This is a genomic window from Stenotrophomonas sp. YJH_SMC_36 (assembly GCF_059369935.1).
On the sequence record NZ_JCAFTD010000002.1, the window covers coordinates 267,287 to 287,063 of the forward strand.

Below are 19,777 nucleotides of genomic sequence, written 5' to 3' on the forward strand. Positions count from 1 at the left end.
TGCGCACCCACAAGGGTCCCTGCCCTCCCGGCGCGCCCTACCCTGCCTGCGGGAACAGCAGCATCGCGTCGCCGTAACTGAAGAAGCGATAGCGCTGCTGGATCGCGTGCTGATAGGCCTCGAACACCCTCTCCTTGCCGGCAAAGGCCGAAATCATCATCAACAGGGTGCTTTCCGGCAGATGGAAATTGGTCACCATCGCGTCAACGCTGCGGATCCGATAGCCCGGGGTGATGAAGATCTGCGTCTCGCCGGCAAACGGCAGCAGCTCGCCATCGCGCATCGCGCTTTCCAGTGCGCGCACCACGGTGGTGCCCACGCCGATCACCCGGCCGCCCGCTTCACGGGTACGGCGCACCTGCTGGACCAGCTCGGCCCCCACGTTCAGCCACTCGCGGTGCATCACGTGGTCCTTCAGGTCATCAGCGCGGACCGGCTGGAAGGTACCGGCACCGACGTGCAGGGTGACGTGGCCGAAGTCCACGCCCTTGGCCTTCAGCGCCGCCAGCAGCGGCTCGTCGAAATGCAGGCCGGCGGTCGGTGCGGCCACCGCGCCCACTTCACGGGCGAACACGGTCTGGTAGCGCTCGCGGTCGTCCAGGCCCGGCTCGCGCTGGATGTACGGCGGCAGCGGCAGGCGGCCGGCATGCAGCAGCCACTGCTCCAGCGATTCGGGCACATGGAACTGCAGCACGTAGAACTCGCCGTCGCGGCCCAGCACCTCGGCCTCGCCACCGGCGTCCAGGGCGATGCGGCTGCCGGCCTTGGGCGACTTGCTGGCGCCGACCTGGGCACGGGCCTGCTGGGCGCCGAGCAGGCGCTCGATCAGGATCTCCACGCGGCCACCGCTGGCCTTCTGCCCGAACAGGCGCGCCGGGATCACCCGGGTGTCGTTGAACACCATCAGGTCGCCCGGCTGCAGCAGCGAGGGTAGATCACGCACCTGCAGGTCGGTGAAGGCGGCAGGGGCCGGAGGCACCAGCAGCAGGCGGCTGGCGGAACGTTCGGCCAGCGGCGCCTGCGCGATCAGTTCAGCCGGCAGGTCGTAGTGGAAATCGGACTTCTTCAAGGCAGTGGGCGGCAACAGGTCGACAATGGCGCGCATTGTACGGCCAGCGTCTGCGAGCCGGCGTGGTCCGCGGCGAACGTCGCGCAAAATGCTGCTATGCAACAGGTTTCTGCGGGGTTATCGCGCAAAAAAACAAGTGCTAGCATCGAGATGGAAGTCCGCTGCACGAGGCCGCCCAGCGCGCGTGATGACGCGCGTTTTGCTTTTTGATGGCCCGTGCGCCCCATTGTTTCAGGAGATCTGCAATGAGCTTCATCGAACGCCTCGCCCCCCTGCGCAGCCAGCCCGGCACCCGCCTCACCACCGGCCTGGACGACGCCACCCTGACCACCCTGTCCGTCCGCCATCCTCAGCTGGTGGCCGCGGTCGAGGCCGCCGCCGCGGAGTTCGCCCGTGTGCAGGGCGAACTGGGGCCGTTGCTGGCGCAGGACGAACAGGCGCAGATCGATGCCATGCAGGACGGGTTCGTCAATTTCTACGCCGACGACGCCGTTACGCCCTATGTGGCGCTGGCCGCGCGCGGCCCGTGGGTGGTCACCCTCAAGGGGGCGGTGCTGTATGACGCTGGCGGCTACGGCATGCTCGGCTTCGGTCATACCCCCGACACGGTGCTGGAGGCGATGGCCCGACCGCAGGTGATGGCCAACATCATGACCCCCAGCCTGTCACAGCAGCGCTTCATCACCGCCCTTCGCGCCGAGATCGGCCACCGTCGTGGCGGCTGCCCGTTCGCCCGTTTCATGTGCCTGAACTCCGGCTCGGAAGCGGTCGGGCTGGCCGCACGCATCGCCGACGTCAACGCCAAGCTGCAGACCGACCCGGGTGCGCGCCACGCCGGCGCCGCGATCAAGCGTGTGGTGGTCAAGGGCAGCTTCCATGGCCGCACCGACCGGCCGGCGCTGTACTCCGATTCCAGCCGCAAGAGCTACATGCAGCATCTGGCCAGCTACCGTGGCGAGGATTCGGTGATCACCGTGGCGCCGTACGACGAAGCCGGCCTGCGCGCGGTGTTCGAGGACGCCGCCCGCAACAAGTGGTTCATCGAGGCGGTGTTCCTGGAGCCGGTCATGGGCGAAGGCGATCCGGGCCGCTCGGTGCCGCCGTCGTTCTATGCCCTGGCCCGCGAATTGACGCGCGCGCACGGCAGCCTGCTGCTGCTCGATTCGATCCAGGCCGGCCTGCGCGCGCACGGCGTGCTGTCGGTGGTTGACTACCCGGGCTTCGAAGGCCTGGATCCGCCGGACATGGAAACCTACTCGAAGGCCCTGAACGCGGCCCAGTACCCGCTGTCGGTGCTGGCGGTGACCGAGCATGCCGCACAGCTGTACCGCAAGGGCATCTACGGCAACACCATGACCAGCAACCCGCGTGCGCTGGACGTGGCCTGCGCGACGCTGGCACAGCTGACCCCGCAGGTGCGCGCCAACATCGCCGAGCGCGGCGCCGAAGCCGTGCGCAAGCTGGAACAGCTCAAGGGCGAGCTTGGCGGGCTGATCACCAAGGTGCAGGGTACCGGCCTGCTGTTCTCGTGCGAGCTGGCGCCGCAGTTCAAGTGCTACGGCAGTGGTTCCACCGAAGAATGGCTGCGCCGGCATGGCATCAATGTGATCCATGGCGGCGAGAACTCGCTGCGCTTCACGCCCCACTTCGGCATGGACAGCGAAGAGCTGGATCTGCTGGTGGGCATGGTCGGCCGCGCCCTGCGTGAAGGCCCGCGACGCGAGCAGGCTGCGGCGGCGTAAGCCCCCGCTTTTTGTAGAGCCGAAGGCAGCGGCAGGAGCCGCTGCCAACGTCGCTGGCGACGGCCCGAAGGGTGCCGGTCAGGACGACCGGCATAGCCCATGCTCGGCTAGGGCATTGCCGCGATCTGAACGAAGAGCAGCCGAGCATGGCTCGGCTCTACAGAAGGCCTCTCAAGGCCTCATAATCCTTGGACACCCCGTCCCTGACCGCCCTGCGGTCGGCGACGGGGCGTTTTCGTTTCCGGCCAAGAGACAGGAAGATCCATGAAATCGATCTGTGTGTACTGTGGTTCCAACGCTGGCAGCAAGCCGGCCTATACCGAACGCGCCATTGCACTGGGCGACCGCATCGCCCGCGACGGCCTGCGCCTGGTGTATGGCGGCGGCAACGTCGGCCTGATGGGAACCGTGGCCAATGCCGTGCTCGCGGCCGGCGGCGAGGTCACCGGCGTGATTCCCCGCCAGCTGGCCGACTGGGAAGTGGCCCATCGTGGCCTGACCGAGCTGGAGATCGTCGGCTCGATGCACGAACGCAAGTCGCGCATGTTCGACCTGGCCGACGGCTTCGTCGCCCTGCCCGGCGGCTTCGGCACCATGGAGGAGATCTTCGAGATGCTGACCTGGCGCCAGCTGGGCATCGGCAACAAGCCCTGTGCATTCCTGGACGTGGACGGCTTCTATGCACCGCTGATCGGCATGATCGATCGCATGGTGGATGAGCGCTTCCTGCACCCGGACCAGCGCCAGGACCTGTGGTACGGCTCGGACATCGAGCAGATGCTGGAGTGGATGAAGAACTACCAGCCGGCACAGGCCTCCAAGTGGATCGACGAGAAGCGCCGCGCCGCCCTGCGTTGATCGTCCGCCGCGTGGCGTCTCAGGGCGCCACGTCGGCCCAGGGAGCCGGTCGCCCCAGCAGGTAGCCCTGGCCGTAATCGCAGCCCAGTTCGCGCAGTGTCTGCCGCTGGGCTTCGGTTTCGATGCCTTCGCCGATGGTTTCGATGCCCAGCGTGCGCGCCAGCGACAGCACGCCCTGTACCAGCGCGCGGGTGCTCTGCACTTCCGGTCCATGCAGGCCGGCAATGAAGCTCTGGTCGATCTTCAGCGTGCTGATCGGGAAGCGGTGCAGGTACGACAACGCCGAGAAGCCGGTGCCGAAGTCGTCCAGCTGCACCTGGATGCCGCGCTCGCGCAGTCCCTGCAGGATATGCAGCGTGTGCGGGCCGTCATCCAGCAGCGCGACCTCGGTGATCTCCAGGCGCAACCGGCGCGGATCGGCCCCGCAGGCGTCGAGCAGGCCGAACAGGCGCGCACTGAAACCGGCCGAACGGAAATGCCGCGGCGACACGTTCACCGACACATAGCCCTGCCCGCCCGCGGCCAGGCCGGCGATGACCTGTTCGTAGATCAGCCAGTCGACCTGTTCGATCAACCCGCTCTCCTCTCCCAGCTCCAGGAACGCGCCCGGCAACAGCAGGCCACGCCGTTCGTGCTGCCAGCGCAGCAGCGCTTCGTGTCCCACCACTTCCCCGTCGGACAGGCGCACGATCGGCTGGTAGAACGGCACGAAATCCCGGTTGTTGATCGCCCGCCGCAGATCCGCTTCCAGATCGAGGCTGCGCATGGCCTGCTCGCGCATGTCCTCGTCGAAGATCGCACAGCGATCATGCCCCTGCGCCTTGGCCCGGTACATGGCGGCGTCGGCATCGCGCAGCAGCTCTTCTCCGGTCCGGTAACGCGGATTCCACAGCGCGATGCCGAGGCTGCCGGACGGGAACAGCTCGCGCCCGGCGATCCACATCGACTCCTGCAATGCCAACAGCAGGCGCTGACCGAAATCCAGGGCCTGCGCCAGGCCCAGCGGGCACTGCAGCAGCACCGCGAACTCATCACCGCCCAGGCGCGCCACCACGTCGTCGGGGCCCGCCATCGACACGATGCGCTTGGCCACTTCCACCAGCATGTGATCGCCGGCCGCGTGGCCGATGCTGTCGTTGACCAGCTTGAAACGGTCCAGATCCAGGAACAGCACCGCGAACACCGGGCCGTCCTCCTGCCTGGCCAGTACCAGCGCATCCTGCAGCCGGTCCAGCAGGTGCAGGCGGTTGGGCAACCCGGTCAGCGCGTCGTGCATGGCCTGGTGGGTCAGCCGCTGCTCGGCACGCAGGCGCTCGCCGATCTGGCCCAACAGCTTTTCGTTGACCTCAGCCAGTTCGCGCGTGCGTTCGTCCACGCGCTTCTCCAGTTCGGCATGCGCCGAACGCAGGCGCTGCTGGTCGCGCTGGCGGGCCAGTCCGGTGCCGATGTTCTGCGCGACGAAGGTCAGCAAGCGCTGGTCGTGGATGCTGAAGGCACGCTGCTCGCTGTAGCTCTGCACCACGATCGCGCCAACCACTTCGTCATCCCGCAGCAGCGGCACGCCCAGCCAGCACAGCGAGCGCGCGCCGGACTCGCGCACCTCGCCACTGGCGCGCAGCGAGTCGATCTGCGCGCGGGACGCCAACAGCGGCTGGCGGTTGCGCACCACGTATTCGGTCAGGCCACGACTGAACGCACGGGAGGCGCGGCTGGCGTGGCGTTCATCCACCGAGTAGACGAAATCCAGTCCATCACCCGCCTCGTTGACCAGCGCGATGTAGAAATTGCGCGCGTCGAGCAGTCGGCCGACCACGCCATGCACCTGGCCGTAGAACTGCTCCAGGCTCTCGGCGGACATCGCCATCTCTGCAATGTCGTACAGCGCGATCTGCAGCTGCTCGGCACGACGACGCTCGGCCACTTCGTCCTGCAGGCTGTGGTTGGCGCGCTGCAGCTCCTGCGTGCGCAGTTCCACCTGCTGCTCGAGCCGCACCTGGGCCTGGCGCCGGTCCATCGCGGTCTGTACGTGCTGGGCAACGAAACCCAGCAGTGCACGCTCGGCCTCGCCATAGCGGTCTGCCTGCTCGTAGCTCTGCACCACGATGGCACCGCACACCCGGCCATCGCGCAGCATCGGCACACCCAGCCAGTCCAGGCTTTCGGGGCCGCGAAGCGGGTCATGCTCCTGCCCGACCTCGCGGGCCAACAGTTCCCGCGAAGGTCCGCTCAGGGGCCTGCCATGGTGCAGCAACGCCACCGTCAGGCTGCGCGGCATTCCACTGGCGTCGAAGCTCTGCGCCGGATCGGCGACGAAATCATCCACCTGGTCGGCGAAGTACAGGAACCTGATCTGGTCGTGCAGGTCATCGTATTCGACGATGTAACAGTTTTCCGCGTACATCAGCGTGCCCAGCACGTCGTGCACGCGGCGCAGCATCTGCCCCATCTCCAGGTCGGCGCCGGCAAGATCGGCAATCTGGAACAGCGCCTGCTGCAGCCGCTCGGCCTCTTCCAGCGCCTTGATCTGTCCCGCCTGGCGGCCCCGCTGCAGGGCCAGTTCCATGGCCTGCCGCGCCAGACCCCACCATGCGGACGAAGGCGCCGCGCCTTCCACCACCAGGTACAGGCGGGCACCATCATGATCCCAACCGTGGCGGCCATCGCCGGCAGCCGGTGCCCCGCTGTCGGCCGCGACCGGGGGTATCGGCCAGATGGCGTCACCGCGCCCCAGCTGGGGATCGTCCCAGCCGACCCGGACCACCGCCGATTCCGGCAGCAGCGCATGCAGCGCGCGCACGAGTTCCGTACTCAGCACGGCCTCGTGTGATGGCGTTTGCGCAGGTTCAGCGTGCGTGGACAAATGACAATCTCTTGGCGCCGTCTGTGCGTCGCCTCCCCTGAGCCGCCGAGCATAGCGCGCCACCGGGGGGGCAATGGAAGCCCGGCAACCCCGAATCGTGCGCCCGTTCGTTATTCCTGGCGTCCGCACCCCGTTCCGAGCCATGAACCTCGCCCTGTCCGCCCCCGCACCCCGCTATGCGCCATCGTCGGCAGGCCTTAACCTGTACCGCGTGGAAGCCAGCGCCCTGCCAACCGATGAAGCCTTGATGCTCGCCTGGGCCGGCGGCGACCTGCACGCGTTCGAGAGCCTGTATGCGCGCCATCGCAAGCGCCTGTTCGGCTTCCTGCTGCGCCAGCTGCGCGATACCGCCCTGGCCGAGGAGATCTTCCAGGACGTCTGGCAACGGGTCATCAGCGCACGGTCCGGCTGGCAGCCGGATGCCGCCTTCAGCACCTGGCTGTTCCGCATCGCGCACAACCGGCTCAACGATCACTGGCGCGCCGCACGCCACCGCCCGGCGGCGCCGGCCGATGCCGAGCTGCGTCTGGCCGCGCTGGAAGACGGGCAGACCCCGGAAGCAGAGCTTTCAGAATTCGAGCAACGTCGCCGCATCCAGCGCGCGATGGAAGAACTGCCGCTGGAGCAGCGCGAAGTGCTGCAGCTGCGGCTGGATCAGGAACTGAGCCTGGAGGAGATCGGCCAGATCACCGGCGTAGGCCGGGAAACCGTGAAATCGCGGCTGCGCTATGCGATGGACAAGCTGCGTGCGGGACTGAACGCATGAACCGAGACGAACCCCTGACGCCTGAAGAGCGCGAGCTGGCGCGCCTGCTCGGCCGTCGTGTCGAACAGGCGCCTCCGGCGGCGCTGGATGCCACGATCCTGGCGGCCGCCCGTGCGGCGGTGCAGGCGCCACCGGCCGACGCGGCCGACGCGGGCAGCGTGCGTGCACGGCGGCCGCGCCGGCACTGGCCTGCGGTGTTCGGCGTTGCTGCATCGATGGTATTCGCCATCGGAATCGCCTGGCAGCTGCGCCCGGAACCGCCCGCGGTCCCGGCGCACGATGCACAGATCACTGCGCCGCGCGTCGCCGGCGAGGTCGCTGCCGAAGTGGCCGCGCAGCCTGCCGAGGACCCCACCCGGCCTTCCCCTGCCGAGCCGGCCATCGCAAGTGCGCCGCCGGCACCACCGGCGCCGGTCGCGGCACCCAGGCCCGCCGCGCCGGCCCGATCCTCCGCACCGCAGACACCGGCACCGACGGTGGCGGCACGAGCGAAGGCGGCGGCTCAGGCCACCGAGCGCGCCGCAGCCGACACCGCAGCTCCGCCGCCGGCTGCGGAACCTCCGGCCGCTGTGGCCTATTCGGCACCGCTGCCCGCTGCGGCGCCTGCGCCGCCGTCGCTGGAAGCGCGCGACGCCGTTGCCCCCCTGTCCGGCGCGATGGAGGCCGCCCCGGCCAGCGCGGGACAGCGCGGTGACACCACGACGCTCAAGCGGGCCGCACCGCTCCGCAGCGCACCGGGCGTGATGCGTCGCGGCAGCGATGCCGCGCTCAGCGCTACGGCCGTGCAGGCCGAAGTGGCCGCCGACGCCCAGCTGCCCCGCCGGCAGTGGCTGCAGAAGATCCGCGAACGTCGCGACGAAGGCCAGCGCGACATCGCCCGTGCCAGCCTCGAGCGCTACGTGCAGCAGTATCCGGAGTCGCGGCTGCCACGCGACCTGCGTCCTCTGCTGGACGACTGAAGCATGGGGGCGGCAACCCCGTAGAATGAAGGGAATGCCCGATACCCTCGCCCAGCCCGTCAGCCACACGCTGGAAGTCAAGCACAGCCGCTTCATCGCCCATGCCGCGCCCATCGATGGCGCGGCGGCGGCGATGTCGTTCCTGCAGCAGGTGATGGTGGCCGACGCCACGCACAACTGCTGGGCCTACCGGCATGGACAGGAGTATCGCTCCAGCGATGATGGCGAGCCGGCGGGGACTGCCGGCCGGCCGATCCTGGCCGCCATCGATGGCCAGGGCTTCGACCGGGTCATGGTGGTGGTGATCCGCTGGTACGGGGGTATCAAGCTCGGCGCCGGCGGTCTGGTCCGCGCCTACGGCGGTACCGCCGCCGAGTGTCTGCGCACGGCACCGCGGCTGCCGCTGGTGGCGATGGCACGGCTGCAGCTGCTGGCCGGCTTCGAGGACCTGGGTACCCTGCATGCGGCCCTGCCCGCGTTCTCCGCCGAGAAGCAGGATGAACAGTTCGACGCTGAAGGCGTGCGCCTGCGGATCGAATTACCCGCCGACCAGGCCGACGCATTGAAAATCCGCCTGCGAGACGCCACCCGTGACCGTATCCGTATCCGAGATGACGACCAGGATGACTGACAAGGACGACGCGGCCGCCGCGACCCCGCCATTGCGCCGCCTCGGCAGCCTGCGAACGCTGTGGCCGTTCGTGCGCCGGCACAGTGGCCTGTTCGCCGCCTGGCTGCTGGCGCTGGCCGTCTCCTCGGCCGCCACCCTCAGCCTGCCTCCGGCCGTCAAGCAGATGATCGACCACGGCTTCAGCAGCGGCGGCCAGATCAACCGGGCGTTTGCCCTGCTGATGCTGGTGGCGGTAGTGCTGGCGATCGCCACCTCCGCACGCTTCTACTTCGTGTCGCTGCTCGGCGAGAAGGTAGTTGCCGACCTGCGCAGCCGTCTGTACGGGCACCTGATCCAGTTGGGTGCCGGTTTCCATGACCGCAGCCGCAGCGGCGAACTGGTCTCGCGCCTGACCGCCGACAGCGAGCTGCTGCGCAGCGTGGTGGGTTCGACCATGTCAGTCGCATTGCGCAGCAGCGTGACGGTGGTCGGCAGCCTGGCCATGCTGTTCGTGACCAGTCCGCGCCTGGCGGCGTGGTCGCTGCTCGGCATCCCGCTGGCGGTACTGCCCATCATCATCGGCGCACGCAAGCTGCGCACCGTCGCGCGCAGCAGCCAGGACCGCATCGCCGACGCCAACAGCCTGGCCAGCGAGACCCTCGGTGCCGTCCGCACGGTGCAGGCACATGCGCGCGAGCCTTACGAGCGCGGCCGCTTCGACCTGGCGCTGGGCGATGCGATCCGGGCCGCACGCCGGCGCATCGGCGCACAGTCGCTGGTCACCGCCAGTGCCATCCTGCTGATCTTCGGTGCCATTGTCGGCGTGCTGTGGCTGGGCGCCCACGATGTCATCGAGGGCCGCCTCAGTGCCGGCACCCTGGGCCAGTTCGTGCTGTATGCGCTGATCGGCGGTGGTTCGGTGGGCGCTCTGGCCGAAGTCTGGAACGAACTCCAGCGCGCTGCCGGCGGCATGGGCCGGATCGGCGAACTGCTGCAGGAGGATGTCGAGATCCGCGCGCCCGCGCATCCACGCGCGCTGCCGCAGCCGCTGCAAGGCGAGATCCAGTTCGATGACGTGGTGTTCCACTACCCGCAGCGACCGGACCAGGCCGCGCTCGACCACTTCAGCCTGCATGTGCGCCCAGGCGAGACCGTGGCCCTGGTCGGCCCCTCGGGTGCCGGCAAGAGCACGGTGCTGTCGATGCTGCTGCGCTTCCATGACCCGGCCAACGGCCCCATCTGCGTGGACGGCATCGATGTGCGCGAGGTCGATCCCGCCGACCTGCGCGCCCAGCTGGCGCTGGTGCCGCAGCAACCGACGCTGTTCGCCGCCAGCGCCCGCGACAACATCCGCTACGGCCGCCTGCAGGCCAGCGATGCCGAAGTCGAGGAAGCGGCTCGTGCCGCTGAGGCCGATGGCTTCCTGCGTGCGTTGCCGCAGGGCTATGACAGTGAGCTGGGCGAGCGCGGCGCGCGCCTGTCCGGCGGGCAGCAGCAGCGCGTGGCGATCGCCCGCGCGCTGCTGAAGGATGCGCCGATCCTGCTGCTGGACGAAGCCACCAGCGCGCTCGACGCGCAGAGCGAGTACGGTGTACAGCAGGCGCTGGAGCGCCTGATGGCGGGCCGCACCACGCTGGTCATCGCACACCGTCTGGCAACCGTGCTCAAGGCCGACCGCATCGTGGTCATGGACCAGGGGCGCATCGTCGCCGAAGGCACGCACGCACAGTTGTTGGCTGAAGGGGGTCTGTACGCGGAGCTGGCGCGACTGCAGTTCATCGATTGATGACGGTCGGCTAACACCTCTGGCCCCAAGCTGGCCGCGCAGAAGCAGCATCCGCTGAAGGAGGTGGACGATGTCGTTCCGTCAGTTTCCCGCAGTCGACAGCAATGGCGAGAGCCATATCATCATCGAGTTCAAGCCCGAGGCCAATGGCAGCGGACATCATTCCGAAGCCACCCCGCGCTACGAGCTCGACGACGGGCGTCATCTGGTGCGCAATGGCCGCGAGTTCAGCACCAGCGGCGGCGAACTGCGGCTGACCATCTAGCGTCGCCTGGGTCATCGCAGGGCCGCCGGGCGTAGCCCGGCACCACCGGCAGCGCCCTGGTCAGTTTTTCGCCACAGATCTTGACAGCCTGTGCTGGCAAGGCATGAGCAGTGTTATCCACATGTTTGCGCAGAATTCATCCACATCCCCTGTGGATGAATGCACTACGCCAGTACCCGTCCGATTCCGCTGGCATCCACGGCGGCCGCCGCGTCGGCCAGGGCACGGGGATCACTGCCGGCGACGAAGCCGATGCGGAAATGCACTTCCCCGCCCGGCGTGCGCGAGGAATGGATAGAAGCCAGGCTGATGCCGTGCTGCTCGAAGATGTTCAGCAGCTCACGCAGTGAGCCCGGGCGATCTTCCGGCAGGTGGACCGACACGGCGTTGCGCTCGGTCAGATCGGCCAGCAGGTAGCCCACCCGCTCGAAGGTATAGTTTCCCGAGGCCAGTGCAGGCGCGCCGAAGGCGGCCCGGTTCGCCACCAGCATCTGCTCGCGGAACGCACCGCGCGCCATGTCGTCGCCTTGGTCGACCTGGGCCTGCAGCATGCGCAGCTGGCCGACCAGGCGTTCCAGCATTGGCGCGACATGCGGATTGCCGAACTGGATGTCCTCATAGATCGCCGGATTCAGCGAGAGGATGCGCGAGATGATCGCGGTATCCAGTTCGAACGACGCCGAGCGATAGGGAAGCATCGCTTCCAGTGTCCCCAGTTGCGGCTGATATTCCCGCAGCACGCCGGCCTGGGCCAGATGCGTGGCATGCACCATCGCCTGCACCAACGCCATCATCTGGTCATGGTGCTGTGGCGTGGCGCGCACACACTCGGCCTGCAGCGCCACGCACAGCGCATCCAGCCAGGGCCGACAGTGCTGCAGTCGCGCTTCGCAGACCACCATCACCCTGCCCTTCAACGTGGGGGCTTTCGGCGGCGCGGTCATCGGGTGCAGGCCGACCACTTCGGCCTGTGAGGCAAGCATCGCCTGTACCGGCGCGTCCTTGACCGAGGTGACATCGAGCCACAGGCGCCCGCGTTCACGACCCGCCGAGCGGCGCACGTATTCGGCGATCAGTTCCGGCGTATGCCGGATCGGTGCAGAGAACACCAGTACATCGGCCTCGGCCAGCAACTGCTCCGGTGTATGCGAAGCAGCATCGGCCGGATCGTGGCCGATCACCTGCAGTCGCATCTGCTGCTCGAAGAAGCGGCCCAGCCAGCGCCCGTAGGCGCCGGCACTGCCGACGATGCCGATCGTGCGCGGCGCAAAGTGCTGCACTGCCGTCATGCCACGCGTTCAGCGCGGAAGCGCGTGCCTTCGGCCAGTGCGGCGGGCGCCGCGGCAATCACGTCGAACTCCTCGAAACCATTGGCCAGCGTGGCCTCCAGGGCGGCATGGGTACCCGCGATGGCACGCGAGATCGCCTGCTGCATCGACTCTCCCCGCAGCAGGAACGACACCACCAGCGACATCAGTACGTCGCCGGTCCCGGCCACGTCCACCGGCAGCAGCGGCGAGGTCCAACGCCAGGTCTCGTCGCGTCCCACCGCCAGCGTCACCAGCTCGCCCGGCGTGCCACCCACGCTGTGCGCGATCACCCAGTGCGGACCACGCGCCAGCAGCGTACGCGCGGCGGCGATGGCGTCGGCCTCGGCCAGTGCCGGCATGCCGGTCAGACGGGCCAGCTCGAATGCATTCGGGGTGACCAGCCAGGCATGCGGCAACAGGCGCTCGGCGAAGATCGCTTCCAGTCCCGGTTCCACGTAGGGGCCAGTGTGTGTGTCACCGATCACCGGATCCAGGCAGTAACGCAGCTGCGGGCAGGCCGGCAGGATGTCGTCCAGCCAATCGGCGAAGGTGGCACCGTTGGCCGTGCTGCCAAAGTAGCCGGAGACGAGCATCTTCGCCCGCTGCGGCAGGCCGCGCTCGTGGGTGCCCAGCAACAGATCGGCGAACCAGTCGGCGGGCAGCACGCGACCGCGGGTGGTGTCATAGAACGGCGCGTTGCTGAGCAGCACGGTCGGAATTTCAGCTACGCGCACGCCGAGCGCGCGCATCGGCGGTACGGCGGCGCTGTTGCCGGCATGGCCGTAGACCAGTTGCGACTGGACCGAGATGACATCGATCGGCGACGGGCCGTCGGGCCGCTGGCGGCGGCCGTGGACCAGGTGGTTGTCAAGGGATTCGCTCATGGCCGCATTCTACGCCCAAGGGGGTTTTCGGCAGGGCTTGCAGCCCTGCACCTGCTCAATGCAACGGCAACGGCCGAAGCCAAAGCCAAAGCCAAAGCGGCATTCCGTGGGGTGGCGGGGCGGTGTGGCTGGTCAGGACACGCCGTAAACCCATCCATGGGGGCTCGATGGCGCCATCCATGGCGCCAACGGTCCTGACCACCCACACCGCCCCACCTTCGACAGGTTCACGCGGCTGTTGGTAACTGCGGCTGTTGTTCCGCGCCGCTGTTGGTAGGTGTCGACCTTGGTCGACACATCTGTCAGATATCGAATGAATTCATCCACGCATGGCGTGGATCTACCGTGTCGACCAAGGTCGACACCTACCAGAGCAGAGTGCTGTTCCGACAGATCGCGGAAAACCATCGAAGGCGGGGTGGGTCCGGTTGCGGGGGCGTGAGCCGCATGGATGCGGCGACCGAGCTTACATGGACGTACTTGCAGCGTCCCCCGCAACCGGACCCACCCCGCCAATCCACGGATAGCGCGCTTCGGTTGTTGCCGTTGCCTCTGCAGGCGCAGGGCTGCAAGCCCTGCAAACCCACCCTCCCTCAGTGAGCAGCAGGCCGCGACGGCGGCAGCCATGCCGCCACGATGCCGAGCAGCGGCAGGAACGCCGTCAGGTGATAGACGTATTCGATGCTGGTCCTGTCCGCCAGCAGGCCCAGCACCGCCGCGCCCAGGCCGCCCATGCCGAACGCAAAACCGAAGAACAGGCCCGACACCATGCCGATCCGGTGCGGCATCATCTCCTGCGCATAGACCACGATGGCAGAGAAGGCAGACGACAACACGAAACCGATCAGCACCGCCAGCACCGTGGTCCACAGCAGATCCGCATGCGGCAACGCCAGTGCGAACGGCGCCACACCCAGGATCGAGGTCCAGATGATCGGCTTGCGGCCGATGCGATCGCCCAGCGGACCGCCCAGGAAGCCACCCGCCGCCGAAGCCACCAGGAACGCGAACAGATGCAGCTGCGCCTGCGCCACCGGAATGCCGAAATGGTGGATCAGGTAGAAGGTGAAGTAGCTGCCGATGCTGGCCATGTAGAAGTACTTGCTGAAGATCAGCACCAGCAGGATCGCCAGCACCTTGGCCACGGTGCGCGGAGGATGCCGCGACGCCGCCGCCGCCACGCCGGCCGGGCGGGGTGCGCCCAGGTGCAGCGCATACCAGCGGCTCACATAGGTCAGCAGGGCGATGCCGACCAGCGCAGCACCGGCAAACCATGAGGCCGCATGCTGGCCGTACGGCACGATCACGGCGGCGGCAATCAGCGGCCCCAGCGCGGTACCGAAGTTGCCGCCGACCTGGAACACCGACTGTGCGAAGCCATGGCGCCCGCCAGACGCCAGCCGTGCGATGCGCGACGCTTCCGGGTGGAAGATCGCCGATCCGATGCCGACCAGCGCGGCGGCCATCAGGACCATCGCATAGTTCGGCGCGAAGCCGAGCAGCAGCATCCCGCACAGCGTCGAGGCCATGCCGATCGGCAACGAGTACGGCGCTGGATGGCGGTCGGTCTGCATCCCCACCAGCGGTTGGAAGATCGACGCGGTGAGCTGGTAGGTCAGCGTGATCAGTCCGATCTGGGTGAAGCTGAGATTGAAGCCGCCCTTGATGACCGGATAGATCGCCAGGATCAACGACTGCATCATGTCGTTGACGACATGCGAGGTGGAGATGGCGGCCAGTACGCCGGGCGCCACCGGGCGGGAGGTCGTTGCAGGGGAAGCCAGAGTCGACATGGACGCAGTCAGATTTGAGGGCGGTTCCGCATGCTACGGTTGCCTTCCCCTCCCTTCTGCCGCGTTCGGGTCATGGCCTATCGCAAAAAGGACATTGGCGGTGACGTCGATCCCGCTGCGCCGTGGCGCGATGTGCCGCTGCATCGCCCGGTCACCTACCGGGTTACCCAGTACCCGGCCGGCACCCATATCGCAGGCCACAAGCACCAGCGCCACCAGCTGGTCTATGCCATCTCCGGGCTGATGGTGGTGCGCTCGGAAGTCGGTCGCTGGGTCGTGCCCTCCACCCGTGCGATCTGGATGCCGGCCGGCATGGTGCATGCGGTGGACTGCATTGCCGCCGTGCACATGCGCAGCCTGTACATCGACCCGTCATTCGCCCCGCAACTGCCGGCCGAACCGTTCGCGGTACAGGTGGCACCGCTGCTGCGCGAACTGCTGCAGGCAGCCACCCTGATCAAGGGCGAGCACATCGAAGACAGCCGCGATGGCCGCCTGGTGCGCCTTCTGCTGGACGAGCTGCATCGCATGGACGTATTGCCGCTGCACCTGCCCGCGCCTGCCGATCCGCGCCTGCAGCGGATCTGCCAGCACCTGCAGAAGCACCCCGGCGATGACGCCACGCTGCAGGACTGGGCGCAGTCACTGGAAGTGGATGTGAAAACCATCCAGCGCCACTTCGCCAACGAACTGGGCATGACCTTCGGCCAGTGGCGGCAGCAGGCGCGGCTGCTGGCGGCAATGGAACGGCTGGCGACCGGCGAGAAGGTCATCGATGTCGCACTGGCGATGGGCTACGACAGCCCCAGCGCGTTCACCAGCATGTTCAAGCGCCAGCTGGGGCAGACCCCGGCGGCGTTCTTCCGCTGACCCCATGCACAGAAACGCCGGGCATGGCCCGGCGCTACCGTTCAACGCTTGCGTTGAAAATTCAGGACGTCATCCGGTCCCAGAAGCCCTTCACGCCGTCCATGAAGGTGGCGGACTTCGGCGAGTGCTTGCGCGCTTCCTCACCGACGAAGGTGGCCTCGAACTGCTCCAGCAGCCTGCGCTGGTCGTTGGTCAGGTTGACCGGCGTCTCGACCACCACGCGGCAATACAGATCGCCCTCGCTGCGGCTGCGCACCGAACGCACGCCCTTGCCGCGCAGGCGGAACAGTTTCCCGGTCTGGGTCTCTGCCGGAATGCGGATCTCCGCTTCGCCACCCAGCGTCGCCACGCGCACGGTATCGCCGAGCGCCGCCTGCGAGATGCGGATCGGCACTTCACAATGCAGATCGTCGCCATCGCGCTGGAAGATGGGGTGCTCGCGCACGCGCACTTCCACGTACAGGTCGCCCGGCGGCGTGCCGGCCGGCCCCGCTTCGCCCTCGCCAGCCAGGCGGATGCGATCGCCGGTGTCGACGCCCGCCGGCACCTTCACCGACAGCACCTTGTCTTCCTCGACACGGCCATTGCCGTGGCAGGTCTTGCAGGGCTTGGCGATGATCTGGCCGCGGCCGCCGCAGTTGTGGCAGGCCTGCTGCATGGCGAAGATGCCGCGCTGGATGCGCACCTGGCCGCGGCCGTGGCAGACGTTGCAGGTCTCCACCTTGCCATCTTCCGAGCCGCTGCCATCGCAATCGCCGCATTCGGCCAGGGTCGGGATCTCGATGCGGCGCTCGACGCCACGCACCGCTTCTTCCAGGTCCAGCTCCATCACGTAACCGATGTCGGCACCGCGGCGTGCCTGGCGCGGACCGCCGCCGGCACCACCGAAGATGTTGCCGAAGATGTCGCCGAAGATATCGTTCATGTCCGGACCACCCGGACCGCCCCCGCCCATGCCGTGCTCGAACGCGGCATGGCCGTGGCTGTCATACATCCGGCGCTTGTTGCCGTCGGACAGCACCTCGTAGGCTTCCTTGCACTCCTTGAAGGAGGCTTCGGCGGCCGCATCACCCGGATTTCGGTCCGGATGGAACTTCATCGCGCAGCGGCGGTAAGCCTTCTTCAGCTCTTCTTCGTTGGCGGTGCGGGCCACGCCCAGCACTTCGTAGTAATCGCGCTTGCTCATATCGTGAATCGGCTTCCGGAATGTCGGGATTCGTCAAAGCGGAAGAGCGGAACCAGGTCCGCTCTTGCGTCGGGCGCCCCGACGCGCCGGAGGCGGTCAGGACCCTGATGCGACAACGGGACGCTGCCAGGCAGCGTCCCGCGTCGGTCCGGATCAGGACTTCTTGTCGTCCTTGACTTCGGTGAACTCGGCGTCCACCACGTCGTCGTTGCCCTTGCCCGCATTGCCGGCATCGGCGCCCGGGGCACCGCCCTGCTCTGCCGACGCTGCGGCGAACAGCGACTGGCCGGCTTCCTCCAGCACCTTCGACTTGGCTTCGATCTGTGCCTTGTCGTCGCCCTTCATCGCGGTTTCAAGATCGGCCAGAGCCGCTTCAACCTTGCCGATGACATCGCCGCCGACCTTGCTGCCGTGCTCGGTGATGGCGCTGCGGGTGCCGTGGATCAGGGCATCGGCCTGGTTGCGGGCCTGCACCAGCTCCTGGAACTTCTTGTCTTCTTCGCGGTTGGCTTCCGCGTCGGCGACCATGCGCGCGATCTCTTCCTCGGACAGGCCCGAGCCGGCCTTGATCTCGACCTTCTGTTCCTTGTTCGTCTTCTTGTCCTTGGCCGACACATGCAGGATGCCGTTGGCGTCGATGTCGAAGGACACTTCCACCTGCGGCAGGCCACGCGGCGCCGGCTCGATGCCGGACAGGTCGAACTTGGCCAGCGACTTGTTGAAGCGGGCCTGTTCGCGCTCACCCTGCAGCACGTGCACGGTCACGGCCGACTGGTTGTCCTCGGCGGTGGAGAACACCTGCGAGGCCTTGGTCGGGATGGTGGTGTTCTTCTCGATGATCTTGGTGAACACGCCGCCCATGGTTTCGATGCCCAGCGACAGCGGGGTCACGTCCAGCAGCAGCACGTCCTTGACGTCGCCGCCCAGCACGCCACCCTGGATCGCCGCACCCAGTGCCACGGCTTCGTCCGGGTTGACGTCCTTGCGCGGCTCCTTGCCGAAGAACTCGGTCACCGCCTGCTGCACCTTCGGCATGCGGGTCTGGCCGCCGACCAGGATCACTTCGCTGATGTCGCTCGAACGCAGGCCGGCATCGTTCAGGGCGACGCGGCACGGCTCGATCGACTTCTTGATCAGGTCTTCCACCAGCGCTTCCAGCTTGGCGCGGGTCAGCTTGATGTTCAGGTGCTTCGGACCCGACGCGTCAGCGGTGACGTACGGCAGGTTCACTTCGGTCTGCTGGGCGCTGGACAGCTCGATCTTGGCACGCTCGGCAGCGTCCTTCAGGCGCTGCAGAGCCAGCGGATCCTTGCGCAGGTCGATGCCCTGGTCCTTGTTGAACTCTTCCACCAGGTACTCGATGACGCGGTTGTCGAAGTCTTCGCCGCCCAGGAAGGTGTCGCCGTTGGTGGCCAGCACTTCGAACTGCTTCTCGCCGTCGACGTTGGCGATCTCGATCACCGAGACGTCGAAGGTACCGCCGCCCAGGTCGTACACAACGATCTTGCGATCCTTGTTGTCGCCCTTGTCCAGGCCATAGGCCAGCGCGGCCGCGGTCGGCTCGTTGATGATGCGCTTGACGTCCAGGCCCGCGATGCGGCCAGCATCCTTGGTGGCCTGGCGCTGGCTGTCGTTGAAGTAGGCCGGCACGGTGATGACCGCTTCGGTGACCTTCTCACCGAGGAAGTCCTCGGCGGTCTTCTTCATCTTCTCCAGTACCTTGGCCGAGATTTCCTGCGGCGCCATCTTCTTGGCGTCGCTGGTGGCCACCCACGCATCACCATTGTCATGGGCGAGGATGCTGTACGGGACGTGGGCGATGTCCTTCTGCACCTCGGCGTCGGTGAACTTGCGGCCGATCAGGCGCTTCACCGCGTAGAAGGTGTTCTTCGGGTTGGTCACCGCCTGGCGCTTGGCCGAGGCACCGACCAGGACTTCGCCGTCCTTGGTGTAGGCGACGATCGACGGGGTGGTGCGATCGCCTTCCGAATTCTCGATGACGCGGGCCTTGCCGCCGTCCATGATCGCCACGCACGAGTTGGTGGTGCCGAGGTCGATACCAATGATCTTGCCCATGGGGGAGACTCCTGAGAAATGCTGTGTGGATGTCAGTCCGGCCGCTCGGCCGGTGGATGAATGGGATGTGGGGGAGGCTCGTGGAACATTCAAGCCATCTCCCGAACGCTGTGTTCAGCCGTTCAAGGTTCGCCGGGCATGGCCCGGCGATGACGATCCGGGGGTAGCGCCGGGCCATGCCCGGCGGCCGCTCCCGGATCGACCGCTCAGTCGGCGGCCACCACCACCAGCGCCGGCCGCAGCAGGCGCTCGTTGAGCAGATAGCCCTTCTGGAACACGGTTACCACGCTGCCCGGGGCGGCGTCCGGGGCCGGCACCTGGCTGATCGCCTGGTGGTGCTCCGGGTTGAACGGCTGGCCGGTCGGGTCAATCAGGACCAGGCCGTTGTCGGCGGCGACCTTCAGCAGCTGCTTGTAGGTCAGCTCCAGGCCCTCGCGCAGCGGGTGCGGGTCGTCGCCGGCGGCCTTGAGGCCGGCATCCAGGCTGTCGAACACGGGCAGCAGTTCGCCCAGCAGCTTCTCGTTGGCGAACTTGCGGGCCTGCTCGATGTCGCGGGCCACGCGCTTGCGCTGGTTCTCCAGGTCGGCGCGCTCACGCAGCGCATCGGCCCTGACCTGCTCGACTTCCGCGCGCAGGCGCTCCACTTCGTCATTGACGCCTGCTGCGGCGGCCGCGTCGGCGGCGCTCTGCTGGGATTCGAAATCTGGATGTTCGTGGTTCATGTCTGGGTCCCTGGCGGTCAC

At 67.5% G+C, this 19,777-nt stretch carries 16 protein-coding genes; 8 read left to right on the forward strand and 8 right to left on the reverse strand.

The features are described from left to right. Positions 1-37 precede the first annotated feature (37 nt). The gene (gene queA / locus AC5P76_RS04395; protein ID WP_277381671.1) at positions 38-1,105 is read right to left on the reverse strand and encodes a tRNA preQ1(34) S-adenosylmethionine ribosyltransferase-isomerase QueA; all 1,068 of its coding nucleotides are present in this window, start codon (positions 1,103-1,105) and stop codon (positions 38-40) included. 209 nt (positions 1,106-1,314) lie between these two features. Here queA and AC5P76_RS04400 point away from each other — a divergent pair, with 209 nt between their 5' ends. Together AC5P76_RS04400 and AC5P76_RS04405 are read left to right on the forward strand one after the other, a co-directional pair. After that, positions 1,315-2,811: an aminotransferase class III-fold pyridoxal phosphate-dependent enzyme gene (locus AC5P76_RS04400; protein WP_053519783.1), complete on the forward strand. Its 1,497-nt coding sequence runs from the start codon at positions 1,315-1,317 to the stop codon at positions 2,809-2,811. Positions 2,812-3,075: 264 nt separating this feature from the next. After that, positions 3,076-3,669 carry an LOG family protein gene (locus AC5P76_RS04405; RefSeq protein WP_065175031.1) on the forward strand — a complete coding sequence of 198 codons (594 nt, stop codon included), beginning with the start codon at positions 3,076-3,078 and terminating at the stop codon, positions 3,667-3,669. Positions 3,670-3,688: 19 nt separating this feature from the next. Here the strand turns inward: AC5P76_RS04405 and AC5P76_RS04410 are convergent, their stop codons facing one another. Continuing rightward, entirely contained in the window at positions 3,689-6,484 is a 2,796-nt protein-coding gene (locus tag AC5P76_RS04410; protein WP_258391133.1) for a bifunctional diguanylate cyclase/phosphodiesterase, read from the reverse strand. A gap of 292 nt (positions 6,485-6,776) precedes the next feature. On the opposite strand from AC5P76_RS04410, the gene AC5P76_RS04415 reads away from it, so the two are divergent. The 5 genes from AC5P76_RS04415 to AC5P76_RS04435 all read left to right on the forward strand — a co-directional run bounded on the left by AC5P76_RS04415 (position 6,777) and on the right by AC5P76_RS04435 (position 10,915). Continuing rightward, positions 6,777-7,295: an RNA polymerase sigma factor gene (locus AC5P76_RS04415; protein ID WP_229765872.1), complete on the forward strand. Its 519-nt coding sequence runs from the start codon at positions 6,777-6,779 to the stop codon at positions 7,293-7,295. After that, positions 7,292-8,254, forward strand: coding sequence for a hypothetical protein (locus tag AC5P76_RS04420; protein WP_414488106.1), 963 nt, complete (start codon positions 7,292-7,294; stop codon positions 8,252-8,254). Before AC5P76_RS04415 ends, AC5P76_RS04420 begins: the two co-directional genes overlap by 4 nt. Before the next feature lie 34 nt (positions 8,255-8,288). Continuing rightward, positions 8,289-8,885, forward strand: a complete 597-nt coding sequence (locus AC5P76_RS04425; protein ID WP_253118822.1) for an IMPACT family protein — start codon at positions 8,289-8,291, stop codon at positions 8,883-8,885. Next, a complete protein-coding gene (locus AC5P76_RS04430; RefSeq protein ID WP_495222680.1) occupies positions 8,878-10,650 on the forward strand; it encodes an ABC transporter transmembrane domain-containing protein in 1,773 nt (590 codons plus the stop codon). Before AC5P76_RS04425 ends, AC5P76_RS04430 begins: the two co-directional genes overlap by 8 nt. Positions 10,651-10,720: 70 nt before the next feature. Next, positions 10,721-10,915: a hypothetical protein gene (locus AC5P76_RS04435; RefSeq protein WP_053519789.1), complete on the forward strand. Its 195-nt coding sequence runs from the start codon at positions 10,721-10,723 to the stop codon at positions 10,913-10,915. 164 nt (positions 10,916-11,079) lie between these two features. On the opposite strand, the gene AC5P76_RS04440 is transcribed toward AC5P76_RS04435, so the two are convergent. The 3 genes from AC5P76_RS04440 to AC5P76_RS04450 form a co-directional block, all read right to left on the reverse strand. After that, positions 11,080-12,204, reverse strand: coding sequence for a prephenate dehydrogenase (locus AC5P76_RS04440; protein ID WP_253118823.1), 1,125 nt, complete (start codon positions 12,202-12,204; stop codon positions 11,080-11,082). After that, the gene (gene pdxY, locus AC5P76_RS04445; RefSeq protein ID WP_253118824.1) at positions 12,201-13,109 is read right to left on the reverse strand and encodes a pyridoxal kinase; all 909 of its coding nucleotides are present in this window, start codon (positions 13,107-13,109) and stop codon (positions 12,201-12,203) included. Before pdxY ends, AC5P76_RS04440 begins: the two co-directional genes overlap by 4 nt. A 593-nt stretch (positions 13,110-13,702) precedes the next feature. Further along, positions 13,703-14,902, reverse strand: coding sequence for an MFS transporter (locus tag AC5P76_RS04450; protein WP_253118825.1), 1,200 nt, complete (start codon positions 14,900-14,902; stop codon positions 13,703-13,705). 72 nt (positions 14,903-14,974) lie between these two features. Here AC5P76_RS04450 and AC5P76_RS04455 point away from each other — a divergent pair, with 72 nt between their 5' ends. Next, positions 14,975-15,772 carry an AraC family transcriptional regulator gene (locus AC5P76_RS04455; protein WP_253118826.1) on the forward strand — a complete coding sequence of 266 codons (798 nt, stop codon included), beginning with the start codon at positions 14,975-14,977 and terminating at the stop codon, positions 15,770-15,772. Between the two features lie 61 nt (positions 15,773-15,833). Here AC5P76_RS04455 and dnaJ read toward each other — a convergent pair whose 3' ends face one another. From dnaJ to grpE, 3 genes are all read right to left on the reverse strand, one after another. Continuing rightward, positions 15,834-16,958 carry a molecular chaperone DnaJ gene (gene dnaJ, locus AC5P76_RS04460; RefSeq protein ID WP_053519713.1) on the reverse strand — a complete coding sequence of 375 codons (1,125 nt, stop codon included), beginning with the start codon at positions 16,956-16,958 and terminating at the stop codon, positions 15,834-15,836. A gap of 153 nt (positions 16,959-17,111) precedes the next feature. After that, positions 17,112-19,034, reverse strand: coding sequence for a molecular chaperone DnaK (gene dnaK, locus AC5P76_RS04465; RefSeq protein WP_053519712.1), 1,923 nt, complete (start codon positions 19,032-19,034; stop codon positions 17,112-17,114). A 206-nt stretch (positions 19,035-19,240) separates the two neighbouring features. Then, a complete protein-coding gene (gene grpE, locus AC5P76_RS04470) occupies positions 19,241-19,756 on the reverse strand; it encodes a nucleotide exchange factor GrpE (RefSeq protein ID WP_053519711.1) in 516 nt (171 codons plus the stop codon). Positions 19,757-19,777: the final 21 nt, after the last annotated feature.